The 23,174-nt window shown below is 69.6% G+C and carries 25 protein-coding genes; 12 read left to right on the top strand and 13 right to left on the bottom strand.

All coding sequences use genetic code 11. From position 1 onward, the window contains the following. The first annotated feature begins 1 nt into the window (after position 1). From AB0O76_RS12055 to AB0O76_RS12010, 10 genes are all read left to right on the top strand, one after another. Positions 2-922, top strand: a complete 921-nt coding sequence (locus tag AB0O76_RS12055) for a sugar ABC transporter permease (protein WP_365488940.1) — start codon at positions 2-4, stop codon at positions 920-922. Beyond that, a complete protein-coding gene (locus tag AB0O76_RS12050; protein ID WP_365488937.1) occupies positions 922-1,755 on the top strand; it encodes a carbohydrate ABC transporter permease in 834 nt (277 codons plus the stop codon). Before AB0O76_RS12055 ends, AB0O76_RS12050 begins: the two co-directional genes overlap by 1 nt. Then, on the top strand, positions 1,755-3,050 hold the full coding sequence (locus tag AB0O76_RS12045; RefSeq protein ID WP_365488383.1) for a sugar ABC transporter substrate-binding protein: 1,296 nt from the start codon (positions 1,755-1,757) through the stop codon (positions 3,048-3,050). The genes AB0O76_RS12050 and AB0O76_RS12045 overlap by 1 nt, the downstream gene beginning before the upstream one ends. 87 nt (positions 3,051-3,137) lie before the next feature. Then, positions 3,138-4,361: a macrolide-inactivating glycosyltransferase gene (gene mgt, locus AB0O76_RS12040; protein ID WP_365488380.1), complete on the top strand. Its 1,224-nt coding sequence runs from the start codon at positions 3,138-3,140 to the stop codon at positions 4,359-4,361. Between the two features lie 244 nt (positions 4,362-4,605). Further along, positions 4,606-5,604 (top strand): CDP-alcohol phosphatidyltransferase family protein, encoded by a 999-nt coding sequence (locus AB0O76_RS12035; protein ID WP_365488377.1) that lies wholly within the window; start codon positions 4,606-4,608, stop codon positions 5,602-5,604. Positions 5,605-5,995: 391 nt separating this feature from the next. Beyond that, positions 5,996-7,204, top strand: a complete 1,209-nt coding sequence (locus tag AB0O76_RS12030; RefSeq protein ID WP_365488374.1) for a S8 family peptidase — start codon at positions 5,996-5,998, stop codon at positions 7,202-7,204. 106 nt (positions 7,205-7,310) lie between these two features. Beyond that, complete coding sequence (locus AB0O76_RS12025) at positions 7,311-7,877, top strand: DUF1697 domain-containing protein (RefSeq protein ID WP_365488371.1); 567 nt, start codon at positions 7,311-7,313, stop codon at positions 7,875-7,877. Then, a complete protein-coding gene (locus AB0O76_RS12020; RefSeq protein WP_365488368.1) occupies positions 7,867-8,253 on the top strand; it encodes a DUF4440 domain-containing protein in 387 nt (128 codons plus the stop codon). Before AB0O76_RS12025 ends, AB0O76_RS12020 begins: the two co-directional genes overlap by 11 nt. Before the next feature lie 22 nt (positions 8,254-8,275). Continuing rightward, the gene (locus AB0O76_RS12015; protein ID WP_365488365.1) at positions 8,276-9,343 is read left to right on the top strand and encodes a 2-dehydropantoate 2-reductase N-terminal domain-containing protein; all 1,068 of its coding nucleotides are present in this window, start codon (positions 8,276-8,278) and stop codon (positions 9,341-9,343) included. Positions 9,344-9,353: 10 nt separating this feature from the next. Next, positions 9,354-9,968 (top strand): DsbA family protein, encoded by a 615-nt coding sequence (locus AB0O76_RS12010; RefSeq protein WP_365488362.1) that lies wholly within the window; start codon positions 9,354-9,356, stop codon positions 9,966-9,968. On the opposite strand, the gene AB0O76_RS12005 is transcribed toward AB0O76_RS12010, so the two are convergent. Continuing rightward, positions 9,961-10,470 (bottom strand): GNAT family N-acetyltransferase, encoded by a 510-nt coding sequence (locus AB0O76_RS12005; protein WP_365488359.1) that lies wholly within the window; start codon positions 10,468-10,470, stop codon positions 9,961-9,963. The two genes, AB0O76_RS12010 and AB0O76_RS12005, sit on opposite strands and share 8 nt — an antisense overlap. 68 nt (positions 10,471-10,538) lie before the next feature. Then, the gene (locus AB0O76_RS12000; RefSeq protein ID WP_365488356.1) at positions 10,539-11,879 is read right to left on the bottom strand and encodes an MFS transporter; all 1,341 of its coding nucleotides are present in this window, start codon (positions 11,877-11,879) and stop codon (positions 10,539-10,541) included. A 98-nt stretch (positions 11,880-11,977) separates the two neighbouring features. On the opposite strand from AB0O76_RS12000, the gene AB0O76_RS11995 reads away from it, so the two are divergent. Together AB0O76_RS11995 and AB0O76_RS11990 are read left to right on the top strand one after the other, a co-directional pair. Further along, positions 11,978-12,304 carry a hypothetical protein gene (locus tag AB0O76_RS11995; RefSeq protein WP_365488353.1) on the top strand — a complete coding sequence of 109 codons (327 nt, stop codon included), beginning with the start codon at positions 11,978-11,980 and terminating at the stop codon, positions 12,302-12,304. 306 nt (positions 12,305-12,610) lie between these two features. Then, positions 12,611-12,913 (top strand): helix-turn-helix domain-containing protein, encoded by a 303-nt coding sequence (locus tag AB0O76_RS11990; RefSeq protein ID WP_365488350.1) that lies wholly within the window; start codon positions 12,611-12,613, stop codon positions 12,911-12,913. A 10-nt stretch (positions 12,914-12,923) separates the two neighbouring features. Here the strand turns inward: AB0O76_RS11990 and AB0O76_RS11985 are convergent, their stop codons facing one another. From AB0O76_RS11985 to AB0O76_RS11935, 11 genes are all read right to left on the bottom strand, one after another. After that, positions 12,924-13,781: a hypothetical protein gene (locus AB0O76_RS11985; RefSeq protein ID WP_365488347.1), complete on the bottom strand. Its 858-nt coding sequence runs from the start codon at positions 13,779-13,781 to the stop codon at positions 12,924-12,926. An 11-nt stretch (positions 13,782-13,792) separates the two neighbouring features. Beyond that, positions 13,793-14,539 (bottom strand): sirohydrochlorin chelatase, encoded by a 747-nt coding sequence (locus tag AB0O76_RS11980; RefSeq protein ID WP_365488344.1) that lies wholly within the window; start codon positions 14,537-14,539, stop codon positions 13,793-13,795. 5 nt (positions 14,540-14,544) lie between these two features. Next, positions 14,545-15,444 (bottom strand): ABC transporter permease, encoded by a 900-nt coding sequence (locus AB0O76_RS11975; RefSeq protein WP_365488341.1) that lies wholly within the window; start codon positions 15,442-15,444, stop codon positions 14,545-14,547. Further along, positions 15,431-16,225 carry an ABC transporter ATP-binding protein gene (locus AB0O76_RS11970; RefSeq protein WP_365488338.1) on the bottom strand — a complete coding sequence of 265 codons (795 nt, stop codon included), beginning with the start codon at positions 16,223-16,225 and terminating at the stop codon, positions 15,431-15,433. The genes AB0O76_RS11975 and AB0O76_RS11970 overlap by 14 nt, the downstream gene beginning before the upstream one ends. Positions 16,226-16,261: 36 nt before the next feature. Further along, positions 16,262-17,392: an aliphatic sulfonate ABC transporter substrate-binding protein gene (locus AB0O76_RS11965; RefSeq protein WP_365488335.1), complete on the bottom strand. Its 1,131-nt coding sequence runs from the start codon at positions 17,390-17,392 to the stop codon at positions 16,262-16,264. Positions 17,393-17,642: 250 nt separating this feature from the next. Next, positions 17,643-19,016 carry a GTP-binding protein gene (locus tag AB0O76_RS11960; protein WP_365488332.1) on the bottom strand — a complete coding sequence of 458 codons (1,374 nt, stop codon included), beginning with the start codon at positions 19,014-19,016 and terminating at the stop codon, positions 17,643-17,645. A 2-nt stretch (positions 19,017-19,018) separates the two neighbouring features. Next, positions 19,019-19,957 carry a sulfate adenylyltransferase subunit CysD gene (gene cysD / locus AB0O76_RS11955; RefSeq protein WP_266871640.1) on the bottom strand — a complete coding sequence of 313 codons (939 nt, stop codon included), beginning with the start codon at positions 19,955-19,957 and terminating at the stop codon, positions 19,019-19,021. Next, a complete protein-coding gene (cysC, locus tag AB0O76_RS11950; RefSeq protein WP_365488328.1) occupies positions 19,954-20,562 on the bottom strand; it encodes an adenylyl-sulfate kinase in 609 nt (202 codons plus the stop codon). Before cysC ends, cysD begins: the two co-directional genes overlap by 4 nt. Further along, positions 20,562-21,275: a phosphoadenylyl-sulfate reductase gene (locus tag AB0O76_RS11945; protein WP_135335605.1), complete on the bottom strand. Its 714-nt coding sequence runs from the start codon at positions 21,273-21,275 to the stop codon at positions 20,562-20,564. Before AB0O76_RS11945 ends, cysC begins: the two co-directional genes overlap by 1 nt. Then, positions 21,272-21,451 carry a hypothetical protein gene (locus tag AB0O76_RS11940; protein WP_160507861.1) on the bottom strand — a complete coding sequence of 60 codons (180 nt, stop codon included), beginning with the start codon at positions 21,449-21,451 and terminating at the stop codon, positions 21,272-21,274. The genes AB0O76_RS11945 and AB0O76_RS11940 overlap by 4 nt, the downstream gene beginning before the upstream one ends. Next, entirely contained in the window at positions 21,448-23,145 is a 1,698-nt protein-coding gene (locus AB0O76_RS11935; protein WP_365488324.1) for a nitrite/sulfite reductase, read from the bottom strand. Before AB0O76_RS11935 ends, AB0O76_RS11940 begins: the two co-directional genes overlap by 4 nt. Positions 23,146-23,174: the final 29 nt, after the last annotated feature.

The raw sequence follows: 23,174 nt of genomic DNA, 5'->3' as shown, positions 1-23,174 counted from the left end.
ATTGGCGACCGCAACGAGGCGGTCAGCGAAGAAGGACGCGCCCGGCCCCGGACGGACGGACCACGGCGCCTGGTTCCTGGTGCTGCCCGCGCTGATCCCGATCCTGATCCTGAGCGTGGGCCCGCTGCTCTACGGGATCGCGCTCGCCTTCACCGACTCCCAGTCGGGCCGCACCGAACCCACCGAGTGGGTCGGCGCCCTCAACTTCCAGGACCTGCTGCACGACACGCTGTTCTGGGACTCGTTCCGGATCGGCCTGCTGTGGGCGTTCGGCGTCACCGTGCCGCAGTTCTTCCTCGCGCTCGGCCTTGCGCTCCTGCTCAACCAGCCGCTGCGGATGCGCTGGCTTGCGCGGGCGCTCGCGATCATCCCGTGGGCGATGCCCGAGGTGGTCGTCGGCATCATGTGGCGGCTCGTCTACCACCCGGACGCGGGCGTGCTCAACGAGACGCTCTCCAACTTCGGCCTGGGGGAGGGGAAGGACTGGCTGACGGGAACGGCCACCGCGCTCTTCGCCGTGATCGTCGTCGGCGTCTGGGCGGGCATGCCGCAGACCACCGTCGCGCTCCTCGCAGGACTGCAGAACACCCCACGCGAACTGCACGAGGCCGCCGCGATGGACGGCGCCGGTGCCTGGCGGCGCTTCCGCACCGTCACCTGGCCCGCGATCAAGCCGATCGCCCTCGCCATCACGGCGCTCAACTTCATCTGGAACTTCAACTCCTTCGCCCTGGTCTATGTCCTGACCCAGGGCGGCCCCGGCGGCCGCACCCGCCTCCCGATGCTCTTCGCCTACGAAGAGGCCTTCCGCTACGGCCAGTTCGGCTACGCCGCGGCCATGGGCTGTGTGATGGTCGCCGTGATCTCCGTGATCCTCGCCTTCTACCTCGTGGGCCGCCTGAAGGGAGGCGACGAGGCATGATGCGTACGAAGAAGTCGACGCGCGCCGCGCAGTACGCGGCGCTCGCCGCCTATCTGGTCTTCCTCGCCTTCCCGTTCCTCTGGCTGATCTCCACGGCCTTCAAGCCCGCACGGGAACTGGGCAGTCTGCACCCCACCTGGATCCCGAAGGACCCGACCCTGGAGAACTTCCGGCAGGCCTTCGACGAGCAGCCGCTCCTCCAGGCCGCGGGCAACTCCCTGATCGCGGCGCTCAGCGCGTCCCTGATCGCGGTCGTCATCGCGACCCCCATGGCGTACGTCATGGCGCGGCACCGCAATCGCGTCTCCAAGGCGGCGACGGGCTGGGTGGTGATCAGCCAGGCGTTCCCGTTCGTCCTGATCATCATCCCGCTCTTCCTGATCCTGAAGAACCTGCACCTGATCAACTCGCTGCTCGGCCTGATCATGGTGTACGTCGTGTGGTCGCTGCCCTTCGCGCTGTGGATGCTCGTCGGGTATGTCCGCGCCGTGCCCGCCGAGTTGGAGGAGGCGGCGGCGGTGGACGGCGCGAGCAAGGTGCGGACGTTCGTGTCGGTCGTCGCGCCGCTGCTCGCACCCGGCATCGTGGCCACGGCGATGTTCGCCTTCATCACCGCATGGAACGAGTTCTTCTTCGCGCTCGTCCTGCTCAAGACCCCGGAGAAGCAGACCTTGCCGGTCATCCTCAACCGCTTCATCGGCACGGAGGGCGTCGCCGACCTCGGGCCGCTCGCCGCGGCGGCGTTCCTCGCGACGATCCCCTCGCTCGTCATCTTCGCGATCATCCAGAAGCGGATCACGGGCGGCATGCTGGCAGGGGCGGTGAAGGCCTGATGCGCACGGCACCACGGCTGCTGGCCGCCACCGCGACCGCCTTGGCTCTGCTGCTCGCCGGCTGTAGCGGCGACTCCGGTGACGAGGACGGGAAGATCACCCTCCAGTTCCAGTCCCTGGCCTGGCAGAAGGAGTCCGTCGACGCCAACAAGGCGCTCGTCAAGGAGTGGAACGCCACCCACCCGGACGTCAAGGTCGAGTACGTCCAGGGCAGTTGGGACAGCGTCCACGACCAGCTGCTCACCTCCTTCGAGGGCGGCGAGGCGCCGGACATCATCCATGACGCATCGGACGACCTGGCCGACTTCGCGTACGGCGGCTATCTCGCGGACATCGGCGACCTCCTCCCCGCGCGCCTCAAGTCCGACATCCCGAAGCGCAGTTGGGAGACGACGACCTTCGGGGACGGCGTCTATGGAGTGCCGTTTCTCCAGGAACCCCGCGTCCTGATCGCCAACGCCAAGTGGCTCAAGGAGTCCGGCGTACGCATTCCGACCCCCGAGAAGCCGTGGTCCTGGGACGAGTTCCGCGCCGTCACCAAGGACCTGACGGACAAGGACAAGGGCAGGTACGGCGTCGCCTGGCCGCTCAAGGAGCCGGTCTCCGCGACGCTCAACCTCTCGCTCTCGACCGGCGGGAAGATGTTCCACCGGGGCGCGGACGGCAAGGTCGACATCCGCTTCGACCAGGCCGACGAGATCATGCCGCGCACGGTCCACGACCAGGTCAACAATGACAAGAGCGCGTCGGGCACGACCCTCGGCATGGGCGGCTCCGACACCCTGCCCGGCTTCTTCGGCGGCAAGTACGCGATGGTGCCGCTCGGCTTCTCCTACCGTCAGCAGATCGTCCAGCAGGCGCCCAAGGGCTTCGACTGGCAGGTGCTGCCCGCCCCGGCGGGAGCGGAGGGGCTCGCGCAGGGCGTCAGCCCGCAGACCCTGTCGGTCTCTGAGGACAGCCCGCACAAGAAGGAGGCGGCCGAGTTCATCGACTTCTTCCTCCAGCCGGACAACATGGTGAAGCTCGCGCGCGGCGACTGGATGCTGCCGACGGGCACGGAGGCCCTGAAGGACCCTGCCCTGCGCACGAAGAAGGACGACTGGGCCGCGGGCACGGCCCTCGCCGAGGACCTGCGTCCTGCGCCGGCGCAGTCCGTTCGGGGCTACCCGGAGTGGAAGGACAAGGTGGCGACTCCCGCTTTGCAGGAGTACTACAGCGGGGCGATCGGTCTGGATGAGCTGCGCAAACGCCTGGTGAAGGACGGGAACCTGGTGCTTGCGCGGTATCAGAGGTAGGAACCTCGCGGAACTGGGTCCGTCTGCGGGTTCGTTGTGGCTGGTCAGGGGTTGCACGAGACGTCTCGTCTCGTTTAAGGTCGGCGCATGACCATACGCCAGCGTGCCCATATCGCCATGTTCTCCATCGCCGCCCACGGGCACGTCAACCCGAGCCTCGAAGTGATCCGAGAGCTCGTCGCTCGCGGTCACCGTGTCACGTACGCGATTCCGCACCTCTTCGCCGAGAAGGTCGCCGAGACCGGCGCCGAGCCCGTCCTCTTCACGACGACCCTGCCGGGCCCGGACGCCGACCCCGAGGCCTGGGGGACCGAACTGATCGACAACATCGAGCCGTTCCTCACCGAGGCGATCGAGACGCTGCCCCAGCTGGCGGCGGCGTACGAAGGTGACGAGCCCGACCTTGTCCTGCACGACATCACCTCCTTCCCGGCGCGCGTCCTGGCCCGCCGCTGGGGCGTGCCCGAGATCTCGCTCTCGCCGAACCTGGTGGCCTGGGACGGCTACGAGGAGGAGGTCGCCGAGCCCATGTACGCCGAGCTGAAGGCGTCCGAGCGGGGCCAGGCCTACTACGAGCGCTTCCACGCCTGGCTCGAGGAGAACGCGATCGCCCAGCACCCCGATCCCTTCGTCGGCCGCCCGCCCCGTTCGCTCGTGCTCATCCCCAAGGCGCTCCAGCCGAACGCCGACCGTGTCGACGAGAGCGTGCACACATTCGTCGGCGCCTGCCAGGGCGACCGTGCGGCGCAGGGCGACTGGCGGCGGCCCGCCGATGCGGAGAAGGTGCTCCTGGTCTCGCTCGGCTCGTCGTTCACCAAGCAGCCCGACTTCTACCGCGCGTGCATCGAGGCGTTCGGGGACCTGCCGGGCTGGCATGTGGTCCTCCAGATCGGCGGGCACGTCGACGTGGCCGAGCTGGGGGACGTCCCCGCGAACGTCGAGGTGCGCTCCTGGGTTCCACAGCTCGCGGTCCTCAAGCAGGCCGACGCCTTCATCACCCACGCCGGCGCGGGCGGCAGCCAGGAGGGCCTCGCCACGGCGACGCCGATGGTCGCGGTGCCGCAGGCGGTCGACCAGTTCGGCAACGCCGACATGCTGCAGGCGCTCGGCGTGGCCCGGCATCTGCCGATGGAGGAGGCCACTTCGGCCACCCTGCGCGAGGCGGTGCTCGCCCTGGCCGGGGACCCCGAAGTGGCGCGCAAGTTGGGCGAGGTGCAGGCCGGGATGGCCGGGGAGGGCGGCGCGAAGATGGCGGCCGACCTCATCGAGGCGGAGCTGGTGAAGGCGGCGGCCGGGCGGGGCGGAGCGTGATGGCGGCGGTCCTGCACCAGGCCCGGTTCCGCCGCGGCGTAACGCTCTGTGAAGCGTTTCGGTAACGCCCAGGTCATTCGATAACGCTCAGGTAACGCAGGGTTGCTCTGGTGGGGCCATTGACTCGCCCTGAAAGGTTGACCGTTACCCCGGGTGAAAGGTTGCACGGGCAGGTTCTTGTTCCTTGAACCAATGGCTTCTTAGCGTGAGGTGAACTTTCCACGAACGCCAGGAAGTTGACCCCATGCGACGAGACATACCGCCCCTCGACGAGGTGCGCCGCATCACTCAGAAGAAGCGCGACGCGTGGTGGACCGTGCTGCTTGTCGACCCGGTCGCCACGCCTCTCGTGCGACTGACGGCCATGCGAACACGGATCACACCGAACCAGATCACCTGGGGCGCGTTCCTGTTGGGGCTCGTCTCCGCGGCGTTTTTCGCGCTCGGTGACTGGCGGTGGCTCATCGCCGGTGCCGTCGTCTATCACCTCAGCTTCATCCTCGACTGCATGGACGGCAAGGTCGCCAGACTCACCGGCACCGGTTCGGTGTTCGGCGCCTGGCTCGACTTCGTCTTCGACCGGATCCGCGTGATGGCGTGTGCGGTGGCGCTGATGTGGGGTCAGTACGACCGCACCGGCGAGTCCCTGTACATCTGGGCCGCGGTCGCCGTGGTCGGGCTCGACACGTTGCGCTACATCAACTCCCTGGAGATCTTCAAGATCCGCCATTCCATGCGCAAGCAGATCAAGGTGCGGATGAGGGCCGCGCGGCGCGCGGAGAACCAGGCCGAGCTCGCCTTCATGGAGGATCTGCTGCGGGACAATCCCGAGGCGGACATCGAGCAGGATCTGCAGAAGGCGCGGTCGGAGGCAGGGGTTCCGGAGGCGGGCGTTCCGGAGGCGGGGGTTCTGGAGGCGCCTGAGGCGCCCGTCCCCGTGGCCAAGGCTCAGGTCATCGATCTCCACCAGGAGTTCCGGCGCAAGTTCCCCGCCTATCTGCGGGCCCGCTCCTTCCTGCTGCGCCACCGCATCCGCGCGCACCTGGTGAGCGGCATCGAGTTCCAGATGGGCGTCTTCATGATCGGCCCGCTGTTCGACGTGGTGCTGCCGGCGACGATTGTCTCCGGGGCGCTGCTGCTGGTCTTCGAACTGGCCATCATCTACAAGCTGTTGCTGTCCACGCGTGACTTCACGCGGACGATTGATTCCTTCGAGGAGCGGAAGGTCGTGGCCGCGGCATAAGGGGACCCTGCGGAGACTGTCGCCGGACGGGCTGGAAATCCAGCCCGTCGAGGGGGTCCCCCCTGCTCATTAAGAGCTTGGGGGAGTTTGCGGACATCTCCGTTACGGACCGGCCAGGTCAAGTGTGAGGTGTCCGTAACAAGCCCCTTACATCTCAGGGCACTTGGGGCGCTTCGGCAGTGCGATGTCCGATCTGCGGACAGGGGCCCGTTTTGTTATTACAGAACCTTGTTGAACAAGTCACAGGTGTATGTAGGTATTGATCTGCGCGCGTCAATCAGACAGGGTTTCGTCCCAACACCCGGAGATCTTCCGGAGATCGACAGGTGTTGCAGTGAAGTTTTGAAATCCCCCACATCCCCCCACAATCACCACGAGGAGACCCCTCTTCATGGCAACTCACAAGCGCGCTCGCACGCTGAAGCTCACCGCTGCGATAGCCACGACCGCAACCGCGATCGGTGTGACCGTCTTCGCCACTTCCTTCGCCGGTGCGGCCACCCCCGCCGAGGGCAAGGTCTACGGCGCGGACGCCAAGGGTGCCGTCGCCGGCAGCTACATCGTCATGCTCGACGAGAAGGCCGACAAGGGCGCCAAGTCCGACCTGGCCGAGGAGTACGGCGGCTCGCTCAAGCGCAACTACTCCTCCGCGATCAACGGCTTCTCCGCCAAGGGTCTGACCGAGACCGAGGCCAAGCAGCTGGCCGCCGACCCGGCCGTCGGCAAGGTCGTCCAGTCGAAGAAGTTCACCATCGACGCCACCCAGGACGACCCGCCGTCGTGGGGCCTGGACCGCATCGACCAGGCGGACACCGCCGGTGACAAGAAGTACACGTACCCGGACGCGGCCGGTGAGGGCGCCACGGCGTACGTCATCGACACCGGTGTCCGCGTCAGCCACAAGGACTTCGGCGGCCGCGCCGTCTCCGGCTTCGACGCCGTCGACAACGACGACAACGCCGACGACGGCAACGGCCACGGCACCCACGTCGCCGGCACCATCGCCGGTGAGGCGCACGGTGTCGCCAAGAAGGCGAAGATCGTCGCGGTCCGCGTCCTGGACGACCAGGGCTCCGGCACCACCGAGCAGGTCGTCGCGGGCATCGACTGGGTCACAAAGAACCACGAGGGCCCCTCGGTCGCCAACATGAGCCTCGGCGGCGGCGCCGACGAAGCCCTCGACGCCGCGGTCCAGAAGGCCATCGCGGCCGGTGTGACCTTCGGTGTCGCGGCCGGCAACGAGTCGACCGACGCCTCGCAGGGCTCCCCGGCCCGCGTGAAGGAGGCCATCACGGTCGCCTCCTCCACCAAGGACGACGAGCAGTCGGACTTCTCCAACTACGGTGAGGTCGTGGACATCTACGCCCCGGGTTCGGACATCACGTCCGCCTGGAACACCGGTGACGACGCCACCAACACCATCTCCGGTACGTCGATGGCCACCCCGCACGTCGTCGGCGCGGCCGCCGTCTACGTCGCCGCCCACCCGGACGCCGCCCCGGACGCCGTCGCCAAGGCGCTGACCGACGGTGCGACCCCGGACAAGATCTCGAACCCGAGCGAGGGCACGCCCAACAAGCTGCTCAAGGTGGTCGAGTAGGTCCCAGGGCATACGCCCTTCCGTTGCTCCCCGGAGTAACACCCAGTGAACCGGCGGCCGTCGCGCCCACCCCCACGGGGCGCGGCGGCCGTCCTATGGTGTCCGGATGACGGTCAAGGCGTACGCGGCGCTCCTCCGCGGCATCAACGTGGGCGGCAAGAAGAAGGTGCCGATGGGGGAGTTGCGTACGCTGCTCGCCGGGCTCGGTCTCGGCGACGTACGCACCTATCTGCAGAGCGGCAACGCGGTCTTCACGAGTGAGACCGGCGATGAGGACGCTCTGGCGGCGCGGGTCGGTGAGGCCATCGAGCAGCACTTCGGCTTCCCCGTGGACGTCCTGGTGCGCGGCGGCCCGTATCTGAAGGCGGTCGCGGACGCCTGCCCCTTCCCCGCGGAGTCGCTCGAGGGCAAGCAGCTGCACGTCACCTACTTCTCCGAGCCGGTCGACGCCTCCCGGTTCGACGCGATCGACACGGCGGCCTTCCTGCCGGAGGAGTTCCGGCTCGGCGACCGTGCGCTGTATCTGTACGCTCCCGACGGCCTCGGCCGCTCCAAGCTGGGCGAGGTCCTGTCGCGTCCCGCCCTGTTCAAGGGCGTCGTCGCCACGAGCCGCAACTGGAACACCGTCGCCAAGCTGGTCGAGATGACCGGGGAGGCGCACCATGGCCGCTGACCGCACCACCGCCGTGGACGCGGCCATCGAGGCCGAACTGCGCCTGCTCGCCCCCGAGGTCCGCACCTCGCCCGAGCTCCTCGGGCAGCTGCTGCACCCCGAGTTCACCGAGTTCGGCGTCTCCGGGGCCCGCTGGGACCGGGCGTCGATCATCACGGCCCTGACCGAGAGCACCGAGCGGGGCGCCCGCCCGCTCATCGCCTCGCGTATGCGGGGCGTTCAGCTGGCGGACGACGTGGTGCACCTGACGTTCGACACGGACAGCAACGGCCGCCTCGCGCACCGCAGTTCACTGTGGCGGCGGTGCGAGGGCGAGTGGCTGCTCTGGTTCCACCAGGGGACGCCGTTCAGCGCGGACGACGGCGCGGAAGCCTGATCTTTGTGCGAGGCTCGACGGCATGCGCTACATCATCATCGGAGCAGGAGCGATCGGCGGCACCGTGGGCGGGCGGCTCGCCGAGGCAGGACACGACGTGGTTCTCGTCGCGCGGGGTGCGCACCATGACGCACTGCGGGAGAGCGGGCTGCGGGTCAGCACGCCCGACGGGACGCGTACGCACCGGTTGCCCGTCGTACAGCAGCCCGCCGATCTGGGGGAGTTGAGGGCGGACGACGTCCTGTTCCTCGCGGTGAAGACACAGGACTGCCAGGCCGCCGTCGACGCCTGGGGCGGCCGCCCGGTGGCGGGCGGCGGGACGGCGGCCGAGGTCCTTCCGCTGGTCTGCGCGCAGAACGGCGTGGAGAGCGAACGCATCGCGCTGCGCCGCTTCCGGCGGGTGTACGGCGTGTGCGTCTGGCTGCCCGCGACCCATGTCGAGCCGGGCGCGGTCTCCGCGGCGGGTGTCCCCTACACAGGCATGCTGCACATCGGCCGCTACCCGACGGGCACGGACGAGACGGCGGGTCTGATCGCCGCGGATCTGGAGAAGTCGAAGATCATCGCGCCCGTCGTGCCGGACGTGATGCGCTGGAAGTACGGGAAACTCCTCGCGAACCTGGCCAACTCCATCGAAGCCGTCACGGGGTTGATCACCAGCGACGAGGCCATCGAGCTCTTCCGGCGGGCCCGCGCCGAGGGTGAGGCGGTGCTCGCCGCGGCCGGCATCGAGGCGGTCGGCGAGCAGGAGCAGAAGGAGGCCCGCGGCGACCGCATCCGCTTCGAGCCCTTCGACCGTTCGGAGCGCGGCGGCGGCTCCTCCTGGCAGAGCCTGAGCCGGGGCACGGGCACCATCGAGGCGGACTACCTCAACGGCGAGATCGCCCTCCTCGGGCGGCTGCACGGCGTGCCGACGCCGGTGAACGACGCCCTGCAGAACATCGCGAACACCTTCGCGCGCGAGCGCCGCGCCGCGGGCTCGATGACGGTCGCCGACCTCGTGGCGCTGGTGGCCTCCGCCGGACAGCGCGGAACTGGCCCAGCCCGGCGGAGCGGGAATGGCCCAGTGGCGTGCGCCACTGGTCACTAGTGTCGAGGCCATGACGACGACCGACACCCGCATCGACTTCTACTTCGACCCGGCCTGCCCCTTCGCCTGGATCACCTCCCGCTGGATCCTGGAGGTCGAGCGCGCCCGCGAGCTCGACCTCCACTTCCATGTGATGAGCCTCTACTTCCACAACGCCGGCAACGAACTCCCGGACTGGTACCGCGAGTTGGTCGACAAGTCGATCGGTCCTGTTCGGGTCGCGGCCGCCGCGGCCGAGCAGCACGGCGAGGACGTACTCAGGGACCTCTACACGGCCTTCGGCACCCGCATACATCAGGAGAAGTACGAGGACTTCGACCAGGTCGTCGCCGAGGCCCTCGCAGAGACCGGACTGCCCGCCGGGCTCGCGGCCGCCGCGCACGACCCCGCATGCGACGACATGCTGCGCCTCAGCCACGACGGGGGCAAGGACCCCGAGGCCGACGCCTACGTCGGCACGCCCACCATCCACGTCGACGGCACCGTCTGGTTCGGCCCCGTCCTGCGGGCGATCCCGCGCGGCGAAGAGGCGGTGCGGCTCTTCGACAGCTTCCGCGTCCTTGCGGGCTACCCGGACCTCTTCGAGCTGAAGCGCACCCGCACCGGAGGCCTCGACTTCAGCTGAGACGGGACGTCATCAGGAGCGTGGTGCGGCCGTTGTCCTCGGGGACCGCGCGGCCCTGCTCGTACCCCAGGCGCTTGAGGACGGCGATCGAGGCGGTGTTCTGCGCGTCGACGGTCGCGTGCACCTCGGAGAGGGCCAAGGTCTCATGGCCGTACGAAGTGAGCAGACCGGCAAGCTCCGTGCCGAGGCCGAGCCCCCAGCTGTCCCGCGAAAGGCCGTATACGATCTCGTGGCCGTCCAGCCACGACTCGGGCGACGGCTTGATCTCCGCATGGCCGATGTACCGCCCCTCGTGCCGCACCGCCCAGACCGGGAAGTGGTTCTCCGCGTACACGAGAGAGAAGATCCGCCGGAACAGCGCGTGGGTCTGCTCCGCGCTCTGCGTCCCGTCCCCGAACCAGCGGCCCACGGCCTCGTCCCGCAGAAGTGCCACGAACTGGCCTTCGTCGGCGGCGACATAGGGCGAAAGGCGCAGGCGCGCGGAGCGTAGTACGGGGGTCATCGGCGTGACGCTAGGGGCAGGAGTGACGGTTCGGCAACCGGATGGCTGGGATGTGCGCCCCCTGTTGGCTATTTCGCGGCCTCTCCCCGCCACTCCCCGTCCCGCTGTGCCCACCGCACCGCGGGACGCACCGCGAGGCCGGCCCCCGCGAACACGACCGCGAGCGCCACCCAGCCCACCGGGCCGTGCCGGACCGCGGTCAGGGTGACCAGGGCGGGGCCCGCCATCAGGCCGATCGCCGTACCCGAGTTGAAGACTCCCTGGTAGACACCGTGGGCGCGCGCGTCGGCGAGTTCGTAGCCGAGGGTCCAGCCTCCTGTGGAGGAGAGGACCTCCGCGAGCACCTGGATGACGGCGCCGATCACCAGGACCACCACCGCCCACACCGGCGGGAGCCCGGCCGATACCGCGAACACCGCGCAGGCCACCGCGAGCAGCACCCCCGACCTGCCGAACGCCCGTACCGCGCCCGGTACATCGGAGACGCTCCGGCTCATCCGCACCTGGAGCAGCGCCACCAGGACACAGTTGACGATCAGCAGAAGAGCCGCCGTCCAGCGCGGTGCGTCCGTGCGCTCGACGATCCAGAGGGGCAGGCCCACTTCGAGGAGCGTGTACTGGATCACGAGCACCGCGTTCAGGAGTGTCACGGCCAGATACGGCAGATCCCGCACCGCCCGCCAGCGGCTGCCCGCCTCCACGGCGGCGGCCGGCACGTCACGCCGGTGGGCCCCGAGCGGCAGGCGCGCCACCATCAGCGCGGGCGCGGCGAACGTCAGCGCGTTCGTCACGATCACCGCGGTGTACGCGCCCCGGGTGTCCGCCGTCAGGGCGAGCGCGCCGCACGCGCCGCCCACGCCCATGGCCACATTCGTCACCATGCGCAGGTAGGCGCGGGACTCCACACGTGTCGCACCGGGCAGCACCTCGGCGAAGACGGCACCCATGACGCCCCGGCTCGCCTGCATCAGGCCGGTCGTGCAGACCACGGCGAGGAGGAATGCCGCGTACGACCCCACGAAGACGTAACTGAGGGTGGCGAGCCCGGTCCCGCCCCACAGCAGCGCCCCGACGCGCCTGCTGCCCCAGCGGTCGGCCGCCCGCCCCGCCGGTACGCCGGCGAGCACGCCGACCACACCGGCCACCGTCAGGCCGAGCCCGACCGCCGTCGCGTCGATGCCGACGACGCGGGTGAAGTAGAGGACGCCGATGGGGTAGTAGAGGCCGTTGCCGAAGGCGTTGAGGAAGGTGAGGACGGAGAGGCGGCGCAGGATCGGGTCGGCGGGGAGGAAGCCGGCGGCCTTGGTGGCGTGGCCTGCTGGTTCGGGGTCCGCCCTTTCCGCCCGGTCCACCTGGTCGGCCCGCGGTATCGGTTCCGGCTCCGTCGTCTCGCGTGATGGAGTGCTCATGCGCTCACCCAACCCGCCGTCACCACCCCGGCGGCATTCATTTAGCGTGCACCTAAACAGTCGAACCGGGCCGGACCAGGGGGAGGGGAGCGGGCCAGGTGATCACGTTCAGATTCGGCGTCGACGATCTCGCCCGTACGTCCTTCGCGTACTCACCGCTCCAGGAAGCGGCCTTCTCGCTCCGCTCCTGGCGGGACCCGGCGCGCTACCCGCATCAACGGCCCTGGCTGCGGCGGCTGCGCCCCGCCTTCGACCGGCAGGACACCGAGCTCCTGGCCGCACTCGTCACGCCGCGCCTGTGGGTGCCGCGCCGGGCGCGGCCTGGTCCTCGCCCCGACGCTCTTCGCGGGCGGCGCCCAGCCGATGATCGACAGTTCCCTGCCGCCGCTGCTCTTCTACCGTTCCTTGGCAGTGAGCGGGAGTGAGTCCGCTCTCTGGCGTGCCCCGAACGGTCTTGGGCGCACTGGTCCCCGGCGTACTCGACCCCGGGGCGGCGACACGCATCTCGTGCGTGGTCCGTTCCCGGGAGGCCAGTTCCCTGCGCGACCTGGCCAGGTGAGTGTGGCCAGAGGCGACGGGGAGGCCCTGAACCATCACTCTGGTGGAGCAGGGGCCCCGCACGCTGGCACCGCACTCGGTGTCCCAGATCGCACCACCGACGCTACCCGGACGCCCCCGCGACACAGCAAGCCCAGAGCCCGATCATCACACGATCGAGCTAAATCGGCCCAATGCGCCCTACAGGGCGAGCAGTTGCCACCCCCCTGCGGGGCCGCGCCGCCATCTCCGAGGAGCCGCCCCCGGTCACCGGCGACGCCCTGATCCGCCTCCTCGGCCGGGCGCGGGCCCGGCTCCTTCTCCTGCTCGCCGAGCCCGCCTCCACCACCGAGCTGGCCCACCGCCTCGGCGTCACTCCGGGCGCGGTCAGCCAGCACCTCACGGTCCTGTACGACGCCGGGCTGCTCGGCCGCACGCGTCATGGCCGCAGCGTGCGGTACAGCAGGACCGAGCTCGGGGATGAACTCTGCCGTTGAGCAAAGGAGTTCACCCGGTGGGTCGCGGCAGCCCGATCGGATTGGGGAAGGGCAGTACCTCTGCCGCGAGGATCTGCCGTACGGGGTGTTCGAGGGCGGCCAGGAGGGTGTCCGCGTCGCGTGCGCCGAGCGGGCGGAGCAGCCGTGCCGACAGGCGGTCCGTGGCGTCCTCGATCAACTCCCGTTCGGTGCGCCCGTGTTCGGTGATGTGCCCCTCGCCGTCAAGCAGGCCGCGGCCGCGCAGCCGGTCCACCGCTTCCGCCCACTCCTGCTCGCTCCAGCCCCTGTCCTGGCGGATGGTCCCCGGGTCCACCCGGTCCGTCGCCGCGGCGAGCACCAGCGCCTCGCAGGAGTCGAGGCCGTGGTCGGCGAGCGCCGCGACATGCGCGTCGCCTCTGAACTCCCGTACGCAGGTCGCCAGTTGCCACAAGCGTTGTACCGGGTCGGTGCGCTCGCTCACCTCGCGGTTCGCCGTGAACAGCGGGCGGGCCGGCGACGGGGCGTCCTCGACCATCGCCGCGAGGGGCGGGACGAGTTCGGCCACCCGCTTCTCGATGTCCGGGACGAGGGAGCGCAGGGCCCGCGCCGAGTGCGCCGCGCGTTCCTCCACGATCCGGCCGGGGTGCGCGTACTGCCAGGCGGAGGGGAGGGCGCGCGCCACCATGCCGGGGGCGAAGACGCCGAGCGCGGCGGTTGCCGCGCCCGGTTCGACCGGGCCCATCGGGGCGGTGCGGGCCGCGAAGTAGCCCATCCAGAAGCCCTTGAGGCCGAGCGCGCGGCCCATGGCGCGGCAGCCTTCCTCGAAGTAGATCACGGCGTGCAGGGGCTCGGTCCGCAGCCAGAGCGTGCGGGATCTGGTGAGGGTCATGGACCCACAAGCTAGGCCAGCGCGAGTACCCGCGCCACCCGCCGGGCCGCACATGACTCGTCATAGCGCCGCAGCAGAAGCCGGGCCACCTCCGGCGCGGGGCCCAGAACCCGGGCCAGTACGTCCGCGTCGGCGGCGCCGCGGTCGATGCGGTCCGGCAGAAAACCTGGCGCGATCACATAGGGCGCGACCGCGACGCGGCGCACCCCCATCTCACGCAGTTCCCGCACGGCGTCCTCCGTGCGGGGAAGAGATGCGGAGGCGAACGCAGGCCGCACGGCGCACCAACCGGTGTGCCGCCACTCCCGCGCGATTTCAGCGATCACTGCGATCGCCTCCGGGTCGGATGACCCCGCCGAGGCCAGCACGACCCCGGTCGAGGACTTGTCGGCGGGCGTCAGGCCCGCCTCGTACAACCGCCGTTCCAGGGCGCTCTGGAGCAGCGGCGAAGGCCCGAGCACCGCCGCCTGCCGGATACGCAGCCGGGGCGGGGCCTGGGCCAGGACCGCGGGGATGTCCGACTTCGCGTGGAAGGCCCGGGTGAGGAGCAGCGGCAGTGCGATCACGTCGCGTACGCCCTCTGCGTCCAGGGACTCCAACACCTCAGGGACCGTCGGCGAGTTGAAGTCCAGGAACCCCGTCTCCACCCGGAGCCCAGGACGCTGCATCCGCACCCGCCGCACCAGGGCGCGCACCGTCGCGGCATGCCGCGGATCGCGGCTGCCGTGGGCGATGACGAGAAGCACCGGTGCGGACATGGGAATCAGCTCTTCACGAGCAGACCGCGGCTGCGCAGCACGCGCCGCTCGAGCGGGCTGAAGATGAGCAGGTCGATGGCGATGCCGACGACCAGGATCAGCAGGATCGCCAGGAACACCTGCGACATGCTGCTGTTGGTGCGGCCCGCTTCGAGGAGCTGGCCGAGGCCCATGCCCAGATCCGGCGACTGCGCGATGATCTCGGCGGCCATCAGCGAACGCCACGAGAACGCCCAGCCCTGCTTCAGACCCGCCAGGTACCCGGGCAGCGCGGCCGGCATCACGATGTGCCAGGTGTGCCGCAGGCCCGTGGCGCCCAGGGTGCGGCCCGCGCGCAGGAACAGCGGCGGCACCTGGTCGACGCCCGCGACCAGGCCGTTGGCGATCGAGGGGACCGCGCCGAGCAGGATCACCGCGTACATCATCTGGTCGTTGAGACCCAGCCAGATCACGGCCGGCGGCACCCAGGCCACCGACGGCAGCGACTGCAGACCCGACAGGATCGGACCGATGGCCGCCCGCACGAAGCGGATCCGCGCGACGATCAGGCCGAGCGGCGTACCGATCACCAGGGCCATCAGGAAGCCGAGCAGACCGCGGGAGACGGACGTCCAGATGTAGTCGAGGAGCGTGCCCTGCAGCCAGGCCTCCTGGACCTCGTCCCAGACGGCGGAGGGCGAGGGCAGCTTGTAGGAGTCGGTGACCTCCGCCCACACCAGGATCTGCCACACCACCAGGACCAGCACGACGGCGGTCACCGGCGGCAGGACCTTCTGGACCAGGGTCCTGCGGAAGGGCGTACGGCTCGTCTGGACCGTCTCCAGGGCGTCGAGGCCCGCCTCCAGACCGGCCAGGTCCTCGCTGCTGTCCTTGACGACTGAGGTGGTGCTCTCAGTGCTGGCCATGACGGCGGATCTCCCCACGCAGTTGTTCGGTGATCTCGACGGACAGTTCCGCCACGGCGGTGTCCTCGATGCGGCGCGGGTGGGGGATGTCCACCCGCCACTCGTGCGCCACCCGGCCCGGGCGCGACGAGAGGAGCACGACGCGCTGCGCGAGGCGGACCGCCTCGCGCACGTTGTGCGTGACGAAGAGGACGGAGACGTCCGTCTCGCGCCAGATGCGGGTCAGCTCGTCGTGCAGCACGTCACGGGTGATCGCGTCGAGCGCCGCGAACGGCTCGTCCATCAGCAGGAGTTGGCTGTCCTGCGCGAGCGCGCGGGCGAGCGCCACGCGCTGCCGCATGCCGCCGGACAGCTCGTGCACCCGCTTGCCGTGCGCGCCCTTGAGCCGTACGAGTTCGAGGAGCTCCTCGGCCCGCTCGCGCCGCTCGGCCTTCGTGATGCCGCGCAGCTTCAGGGCGAGCTCGATGTTCTTGCCCGCGGTCAGCCACGGGAAGAGCGCGTGCTCCTGGAACATCAGGGCCGGGCGGCCGTCCGTCGCGATGGAGCCCGCCGACGGCTTGTCGAGCCCGGCCACCAGGTTGAGCAGCGTCGACTTGCCGCAGCCCGAGGCTCCCAGGAGGGTGACGAACTCGCCGGGAGCGACATCGAGCGTGATGTCGTCCAGGACGAGCTGGGGCCCTGCGGGTGTGGCGAAGGACTTCGAGACGTGCTCGATCCGGGCCGCGTACCCGCTGATCTCGGTGCTGTCCGCCGCCTTGGCGAGGGTGGTTGCGGTTGCCATGGTCGTCACCTCCTGGGAACTGGTCGGATTCCGGGCTTACTTGACGCCGAGACCGGCGTCGTCGACCTCGGGCCTGCCCGCGGCCTTCAGGACCTTGTTCAGCGGCTTCAGGTCGTAGATGCCCTTGAGGTCGGGCTTCTCGAGGAGGCCCGCCTTGACCGCGTGCTCGGCTTCGGTGTCCAGCGTCGCCGCGAGCGGGTCGTCGGTGGTCTGGATCGACTTCCACGCCGGGTCGAGGATCTCGGCGGGCAGCGCCTTGCCGGACGACTCCTTGAGTGCGGCGTTGGCGGAGGCCTTAGCCTTGTCCGGGTTGTCCTTGATCCACTGGTTGGTCTTCACCGAGCCGCGCAGGACGGCCTCGACGACCTTCGGGTGCTTGGCGAGGAACTCCTGCGACACGATGATGTTCGTGATCACGAACTTCTTGTCCGGCCACAGGTCGGCCTCGTCGAGGATCACCTTGCCGCCCTCGGCGACCAGCTTCGACGCGGTCGGCTCGGGGACCCAGGCGCCGTCCACGGAACCCGACTTGTAGGCGTCCGGGGTGATCTTGTTGTCGGTGCGGACCACCGACACATCGCCCTTGCCGCTCTCCGCGTCGACCTTCCAGCCCTTCTCGGAGATCCAGTTGAGGAAGGCCACGTCCTGGGTGTTGCCGAGCTGCGGCGTCGCGATCTTCTTGCCCTTGACGTCGTCCAGGGACTTGATCTTGTCCGGGTTCACCACCAGCTTCACGCCGCCGGACGCCGAGCCGCCGATGATGCGCAGGCTCTTGCCGTCGGACTTGGCGTAGCCGTTGATGGCGGGCGACGGGCCGATCCAGCCGATGTCGATCGACTTCGAGTTCAGCGCCTCGATCTCCGAGGGGCCCGCGTTGAACTGCGTGTACTTGGCCTGGGTGGCGCCCAGTTCCTTCTGGAACAGGCCCTCCTGGTCGCCGACGAGCGCGGTGGCGTGCGTGAGGTTCGGGAAGTACCCGATCTTCACCTCGTCGAGGCCCTCGATCTTCTTCGCCCCGGCGGCGATGTCGGCCTTGTCGTTCTTGTCGGAGGCCTCGGAGCCGTAACCGCAGGAGGTGAGCACCACGGCGAGCAGCGGCAGGGCGGCCGCGGCGGCCAGGGCACGGCGGCCGCCGGTGGTGCGTGGTGCGCGGAAGCTGGCAGGCACGGGAGGGGGTCCTCTCGTCGGCCCGGCTCGCACGCCGTCGGGTCGTGTCTACGCCCTCAGGTCGTGGCCGGGAAGGTCGGCAGGTTTTCGTCTTCGCAGATCGATCTCGCGGGGGGTGAGGGCGCGCAAGCGGTGCGCGTACGTCATGCCGCACATCGCCCGACCCCGCCCTGCCCGCTGCCGAGGGCGCCGCTGCCGATGCGGCCGCCCTCCTTCGCGAAGGTCGAGAAGTAATCGATCGAGATCATGGTCAGAAGTCCCAACCCTCGTCGTCGGCGGCCGACTTGGCCTCGTCGGCCGCCTCGTCGCCGGTGGCGAACGCGTCGCCCGCCATGCCCGCCGCGAGCGTCGTGCCGTCCGCCGGGTCGATCAGGAGGAAGGAACCGGTGCGGCGCGACGCGGCGTACGAGTCGAGCGCGATCGGCTCGGCGGTGCGCACCAGGACCCGGCCGATGTCGTTGGCGACGAGCTGCCCGGGGGCGGGGTGCTGGGAGAGGTCGTCGAGGGTGAGCCGCGAGGGGATCTCCTTGACGATCGCCTTGACCGTACGGGTGGTGTGCTTGAGCAGCACCCGCTGGCCGACGGCGAGCGGCTGGTCCGCGACATGGCAGACCGTCGCCTCGATGTCCTGCGTGGTCGGTGGCTGGTCGCCGCTCGGCACGATCAGGTCGCCGCGCGAGATGTCGATGTCGCTCTCCAGGAGCAGCGTCACCGACTGCGGCGTCCAGGCCACGTCCACCGGCTCACCGAGCAGATCGATGCCCGCGATCTTCGACGTACGCCCCGAAGGCAGCACCGTCACGGACTCGCCGACCCGGAAGGTGCCGGCCGCGATCTGCCCCGCGTAACCCCGGTAGTCGGGGTGCTCGGCGGTCTGCGGGCGGATCACGTACTGGACGGGAAGGCGCGCGTGGCAGGAGGTCAGGTCGTGGCTGACCGGGACCGTCTCCAGGTGCTCCAGGACGGTCGGGCCGCCGTACCAGTCCATGTTGGAGGACGGCTCCACGACGTTGTCGCCGGCGAGCGCGGAGATCGGGATCGCGGTGATCTCCGGGACGCCCAACCCGACGGCGTACGCGGTGAATTCCTCGGCGATCTTCGCGAAGACCGTCTCCTCGTACGCGACGAGGTCCATCTTGTTCACGGCGAGCACGACGTGCGGGACGCGCAGGAGCGCGGCGACGGCGGCGTGCCTGCGGGTCTGCTCGATGACGCCGTTGCGGGCGTCGACGAGGACCACGGCCAGGTCGGCCGTCGACGCGCCGGTGACCATGTTCCGCGTGTACTGCACATGGCCCGGCGTGTCGGCCAGGATGAACCGGCGCTGCGCGGTGGCGAAGTAGCGGTACGCGACGTCGATGGTGATGCCCTGCTCGCGCTCGGCCCGCAGACCGTCGGTGAGCAGCGCGAGGTCGGGCGCCTCCTGGCCGCGGCCGAGCGAGACCCGCTCGACGGCCTCAAGCTGGTCGGTGAGGACCGACTTGGAGTCGTGCAGGAGCCGGCCCACCAGGGTGGACTTGCCGTCGTCGACGGACCCGGCGGTGGCGAAGCGCAGCAGGGTGGTGGCCGACAGCTGCTCCGTGGAGAGCGGCTGCGCCTTGTCGGGTCCGGTGGTGCTGGTCATGTCTAGAAGTACCCCTCGCGCTTGCGGTCTTCCATCGCGGCCTCGGAGAGCTTGTCGTCGGCCCTCGTCGCGCCGCGCTCGGTGAGGCGGGACGCTGCGATCTCGGCGATGACGGCGTCCAGCGTGGTGGCGTCGGAGTCGACGGCACCGGTGCAGGACATGTCGCCGACGGTGCGGTAGCGGATAAGCCGCTTCTCGACCGTCTCGTCGTCCTTGGGGCCGCCCCACTCGCCGGCGGTCAGCCACATCCCGGAACGCTTGAACACGTCACGCTCGTGCGCGAAGTAGATCTCGGGCAGCTCGATGCCCTCGCGGGCGATGTACTGCCACACGTCAAGCTCGGTCCAGTTGGACAGCGGGAACACGCGGACGTGCTCACCGGGGGCGTGCCGGCCGTTGTAGAGCTGCCACAGCTCGGGGCGCTGGCGGCGCGGGTCCCACTGCGAGAACTCGTCACGGAGGCTGAACACCCGCTCCTTGGCGCGCGCCTTCTCCTCGTCGCGGCGCCCGCCGCCGAAGACCGCGTCGAACTTCTCGCTCTGGATCTTCTCCGTGAGCGGCACGGTCTGCAGCGGGTTGCGGGTCCCGTCCGGGCGCTCCCGCAGCTTTCCGGCGTCGATGTAGTCCTGCACGGAGGCGACGTGCAGCCGCAGGCCGTGCTCGGCGACCACGCGGTCGCGGTACTCGATGACCTCGGGGAAGTTGTGCCCGGTGTCGACGTGAAGCAGCGAGAAGGGCACCGCCGCGGGAGCGAACGCCTTCAGCGCCAGATGCAGCATGACGATGGAGTCCTTGCCGCCGGAGAAGAGAATCACCGGCCGCTCGAACTCACCCGCCACCTCGCGGAAGATGTGCACCGCCTCGGACTCCAGGGCGTCCAGGTGCGACAGCGCGTACGGGCTGTCGGTGCCCTCGGTCACGGTGGCCACGGTGGTCGTCATGCCAGACCCCTTTCGATGAGCAGCGCGCGCAAGGCCGCCGCGGACTCCTGCACGGTCTGGTCCTGGGACTCGATGCGCAGATCGGGCGACTCGGGTGCCTCGTACGGGTCGTCGACCCCGGTGAGCCCGGAGATCTCGCCCGCCGCCTGCTTGGCGTACAGACCCTTCACATCGCGTACGGAGCAGACCTCGACCGGCGTGGCCACATGGACCTCGATGTACGGCGTGCCGCCCGTCTGGTGGCGCTTGCGCACCGCCTCGCGGCTGTCGGCGAACGGCGCGATCACCGGTACCAGGACCTTCACGCCGTTGCGGGCGAGCAGTTCGGCGACGAAGCCGATCCGCTGCACGTTGGTGTGCCGGTCCTCGCGGCTGAAGCCGAGGCCCGCCGAGAGGAACTCGCGGATCTCGTCGCCGTCGAGCACCTCGACGTGGTGGCCGTCCTCGCCGAGCTTGCCGGCGAGTTCGTACGCGATGGTGGTCTTGCCCGCGCTGGGCAGACCGGTGAGCCAGATGGTGGCTCCGGTGGTCACGTGCTTCTCCTGAGGGTGTGTCTGATCCTGAGTGTGTGTCTGGTCCTGAGTGCTTGTCCGAGTGGCCGTCATCAGTGGATCCCGCACTCGGTCTTGGCGTTGCCCGCCCAGCGTCCGGCGCGGGCGTCCTCGCCCTCCAGGAGGCGGCGGGTGCAGGGCGCGCAGCCCACGGAGCCGTAGCCGTCCATGAGGAGGGGGTTGGTGAGGACGCCGTGCTCGGTGACGTAGGCGTCGACGTCGTCCTGCGTCCAGCGGGCGATCGGCGAGACCTTCACCTTCTGCCGCTTCTCGTCCCAGCCGACGACCGGGGTGTTTGCCCGCGTCGGCGACTCGTCGCGGCGCAGGCCCGTGGCCCAGGCGGCGTACGAAGTCAGGCCCTCCTCAAGGGGCTTGACCTTGCGCATGGCGCAGCACAGGTCGGGGTTGCGGTCGTGCAGCTTCGCGCCGAACTCGGCGTCCTGCTCGGCGACGCTCTGCCGCGGCGTGAGCGTGATGACGTTGACGTCCATCACGGCGGCGACGGCGTCACGGGTGCCGATGGTCTCGGGGAAGTGGTAGCCGGTGTCGAGGAACACCACGTCGACGCCGGGGCGGGCGCGCGACGCGAGGTGGGCGACGACGGCGTCCTCCATGGAGGAGGTCACGCAGAAGCGGCTCCCGAAGGTGTCGACGGCCCACTGGAGGATCTCAAGCGCGGAGGCGTCCTCCAGGTCGCGCCCGGCCTGCTCGGCGAGCGCCTTCAACTCGTCGTTCGTACGCGACTCCTGAGCCTGAGCCGTGGTCATATCTCTTCCCCTCCACCGCTGTTGCGCTGAACTCCCTGGGCGAGCAGCCCGAGGAACTTCAACTGGAAGGCCCGGTTGCACGCGGCGCATTCCCAGGCGCCGTGACCGGTCTCGTTCGGACGCAGATCCTCGTCACCGCAGTAGGGGCAGTAGAAGGGCGCGGCACGCTCGCTCACGAGAGGGCCTCCTCGGAAGCACGCGCCACCCAGGTGGCGAACCGCTCGTCGTCCGCGCGCTCCTGCTCGAAGCGCTTGAGGACCCGCTCCACGTAGTCGGGCAGCTCGGCCGAAGTGACCTTCAGGCCACGGACCTTGCGGCCGAACCCGGCTTCGAGCCCGAGCGCGCCGCCCAGGTGCACCTGGAAGCCCTCGACCTGGTTGCCGTCGGCGTCGAGGACCAGCTGGCCCTTGAGGCCGATGTCGGCGACCTGGATGCGGGCGCAGGCGTTCGGGCAGCCGTTGATGTTGATGGTGATCGGGTGGTCGAACTCCGGGATGCGGCGCTCCAGTTCATCGATGAGCGAGGCGCCGCGCGCCTTGGTCTCGACGATCGCCAGCTTGCAGAACTCGATGCCGGTGCAGGCCATCGTGCCGCGCCGGAAGGGGGAGGGGGTGACCCGCAGATCGAGCGCTTCGAGCCCGGCGACGAGGGACTCGACCTGAGCCTCCTCCACATCGAGCACGATCATCTTCTGCTCGGCGGTGGTGCGGAGCCGGCCCGAGCCATGGGCGTCGGCGACCTCGGCGATCTTCGTGAGCGTGGTGCCGTCCACGCGCCCGACGCGGGGTGCGAAGCCGACGTAGAAGCGGCCGTCCTTCTGCTTGTGCACGCCGAGGTGATCGCGCCAGGTGCCGGTCGGCTGCTCGGGCGCGGGCCCGTCGACGAGCTTCCGCTTCAGGTACTCGTCCTCCAGGATCTGCCGGAACTTCTCCGGGCCCCAGTCGGCGACGAGGAACTTCAGGCGGGCGCGGTTGCGAAGGCGCCGGTAGCCGTAGTCACGGAAGATGCCGATGACACCGCCGTACACGTCCGGCACCTCGTCCAACGGCACCCAGGCGCCGAGCCGCACGCCGAGCTTCGGGTTGGTGGAGAGCCCGCCGCCGACCCAGAGGTCGAAGCCGGGCCCGTGCTCGGGGTGGTTGACGCCGACGAAGGCGATGTCATTGATCTCGTGCGCGACGTCGAGCTGAGGCGATCCGGAGACGGCGGACTTGAACTTACGGGGCAAGTTCGAGAAGTCGGGGTTGCCGATGAAGCGGCGCTGGATCTCGTCGATCGCGGGGGAGCCGTCGATGATCTCGTTCTCGGCGATACCGGCGACGGGCGAGCCGAGGATGACGCGGGGCGTGTCACCACAGGCCTCGGTAGTGGAGAGCCCCACGGCCTCAAGCCGCTCCCAGATCTCGGGAACGTCCTCGATGCGGATCCAGTGGTACTGGACGTTCTGCCGGTCGGTGAGGTCGGCGGTGCCGCGCGCGAACTCCTGCGAGATCTCACCGATGACCCGCAGCTGCTCGGTGGTGAGCCGTCCGCCGTCGATCCGCACCCGCAGCATGAAGTACTCGTCGTCCAGCTCTTCGGGCTCCAGGATGGCGGTCTTGCCGCCGTCGATCCCCTGTCGGCGCTGGGTGTAGAGCCCCCACCAGCGCATACGCCCCCGAAGATCGTTGGGGTCGATGGAGTCGAACCCACGCTTCGAGTAGATCGTCTCAATGCGTGTCCGCACATTGAGACCGTCGTCGTCCTTCTTGAACTGTTCGTTGCCGTTGAGCGGCGTGAAGTGGCCAACGGCCCACTGGCCCTCACCACGGTGACGGCTCACCTTGCGCTTGGGCGCGGCAGTCGTGGGGTTTTCGGGGGTGGCAGCCATGGCTATACGTCCTTCAAGGCGGGCTGAGG

The sequence above is a fragment of the Streptomyces sp. NPDC086554 genome (genome assembly GCF_040686095.1).
Classification (GTDB): Bacteria; Actinomycetota; Actinomycetes; order Streptomycetales; family Streptomycetaceae; genus Streptomyces.
Note: the sequence above shows the minus strand (reverse complement) of the source record. Positions and strands in the feature narration are given on the sequence as shown.

Bases quoted from the DNA above. Each gene is read 5' to 3' on its own strand.
- AB0O76_RS12020 (WP_365488368.1), top strand. From the start codon at position 7,867: ATGGCCGCTGACCGCACCACCGCCGTGGACGCGGCCATCGAGGCCGAA.
- AB0O76_RS12010 (WP_365488362.1), top strand. From the start codon at position 9,354: ATGACGACGACCGACACCCGCATCGACTTCTACTTCGACCCGGCCTGC.
- AB0O76_RS12005 (WP_365488359.1), bottom strand. From the start codon at position 10,470: ATGACCCCCGTACTACGCTCCGCGCGCCTGCGCCTTTCGCCCTATGTC.
- AB0O76_RS12035 (WP_365488377.1), top strand. From the start codon at position 4,606: ATGCGACGAGACATACCGCCCCTCGACGAGGTGCGCCGCATCACTCAG.
- AB0O76_RS11985 (WP_365488347.1), bottom strand. From the start codon at position 13,781: ATGACCCTCACCAGATCCCGCACGCTCTGGCTGCGGACCGAGCCCCTG.
- AB0O76_RS12025 (WP_365488371.1), top strand. From the start codon at position 7,311: ATGACGGTCAAGGCGTACGCGGCGCTCCTCCGCGGCATCAACGTGGGC.
- cysC (WP_365488328.1), bottom strand. From the start codon at position 20,562: ATGACGGCCACTCGGACAAGCACTCAGGACCAGACACACACTCAGGAT.
- AB0O76_RS11935 (WP_365488324.1), bottom strand. From the start codon at position 23,145: ATGGCTGCCACCCCCGAAAACCCCACGACTGCCGCGCCCAAGCGCAAG.
- AB0O76_RS12015 (WP_365488365.1), top strand. From the start codon at position 8,276: ATGCGCTACATCATCATCGGAGCAGGAGCGATCGGCGGCACCGTGGGC.
- AB0O76_RS11945 (WP_135335605.1), bottom strand. From the start codon at position 21,275: ATGACCACGGCTCAGGCTCAGGAGTCGCGTACGAACGACGAGTTGAAG.
- AB0O76_RS12050 (WP_365488937.1), top strand. From the start codon at position 922: ATGCGTACGAAGAAGTCGACGCGCGCCGCGCAGTACGCGGCGCTCGCC.
- AB0O76_RS12000 (WP_365488356.1), bottom strand. From the start codon at position 11,879: ATGAGCACTCCATCACGCGAGACGACGGAGCCGGAACCGATACCGCGG.
- AB0O76_RS11990 (WP_365488350.1), top strand. From the start codon at position 12,611: ATGCGCCCTACAGGGCGAGCAGTTGCCACCCCCCTGCGGGGCCGCGCC.
- cysD (WP_266871640.1), bottom strand. From the start codon at position 19,957: ATGACGACCACCGTGGCCACCGTGACCGAGGGCACCGACAGCCCGTAC.
- AB0O76_RS12045 (WP_365488383.1), top strand. From the start codon at position 1,755: ATGCGCACGGCACCACGGCTGCTGGCCGCCACCGCGACCGCCTTGGCT.
- AB0O76_RS12030 (WP_365488374.1), top strand. From the start codon at position 5,996: ATGGCAACTCACAAGCGCGCTCGCACGCTGAAGCTCACCGCTGCGATA.
- mgt (WP_365488380.1), top strand. From the start codon at position 3,138: ATGACCATACGCCAGCGTGCCCATATCGCCATGTTCTCCATCGCCGCC.
- AB0O76_RS11980 (WP_365488344.1), bottom strand. From the start codon at position 14,539: ATGTCCGCACCGGTGCTTCTCGTCATCGCCCACGGCAGCCGCGATCCG.
- AB0O76_RS11970 (WP_365488338.1), bottom strand. From the start codon at position 16,225: ATGGCAACCGCAACCACCCTCGCCAAGGCGGCGGACAGCACCGAGATC.
- AB0O76_RS11975 (WP_365488341.1), bottom strand. From the start codon at position 15,444: ATGGCCAGCACTGAGAGCACCACCTCAGTCGTCAAGGACAGCAGCGAG.
- AB0O76_RS11960 (WP_365488332.1), bottom strand. From the start codon at position 19,016: ATGACCAGCACCACCGGACCCGACAAGGCGCAGCCGCTCTCCACGGAG.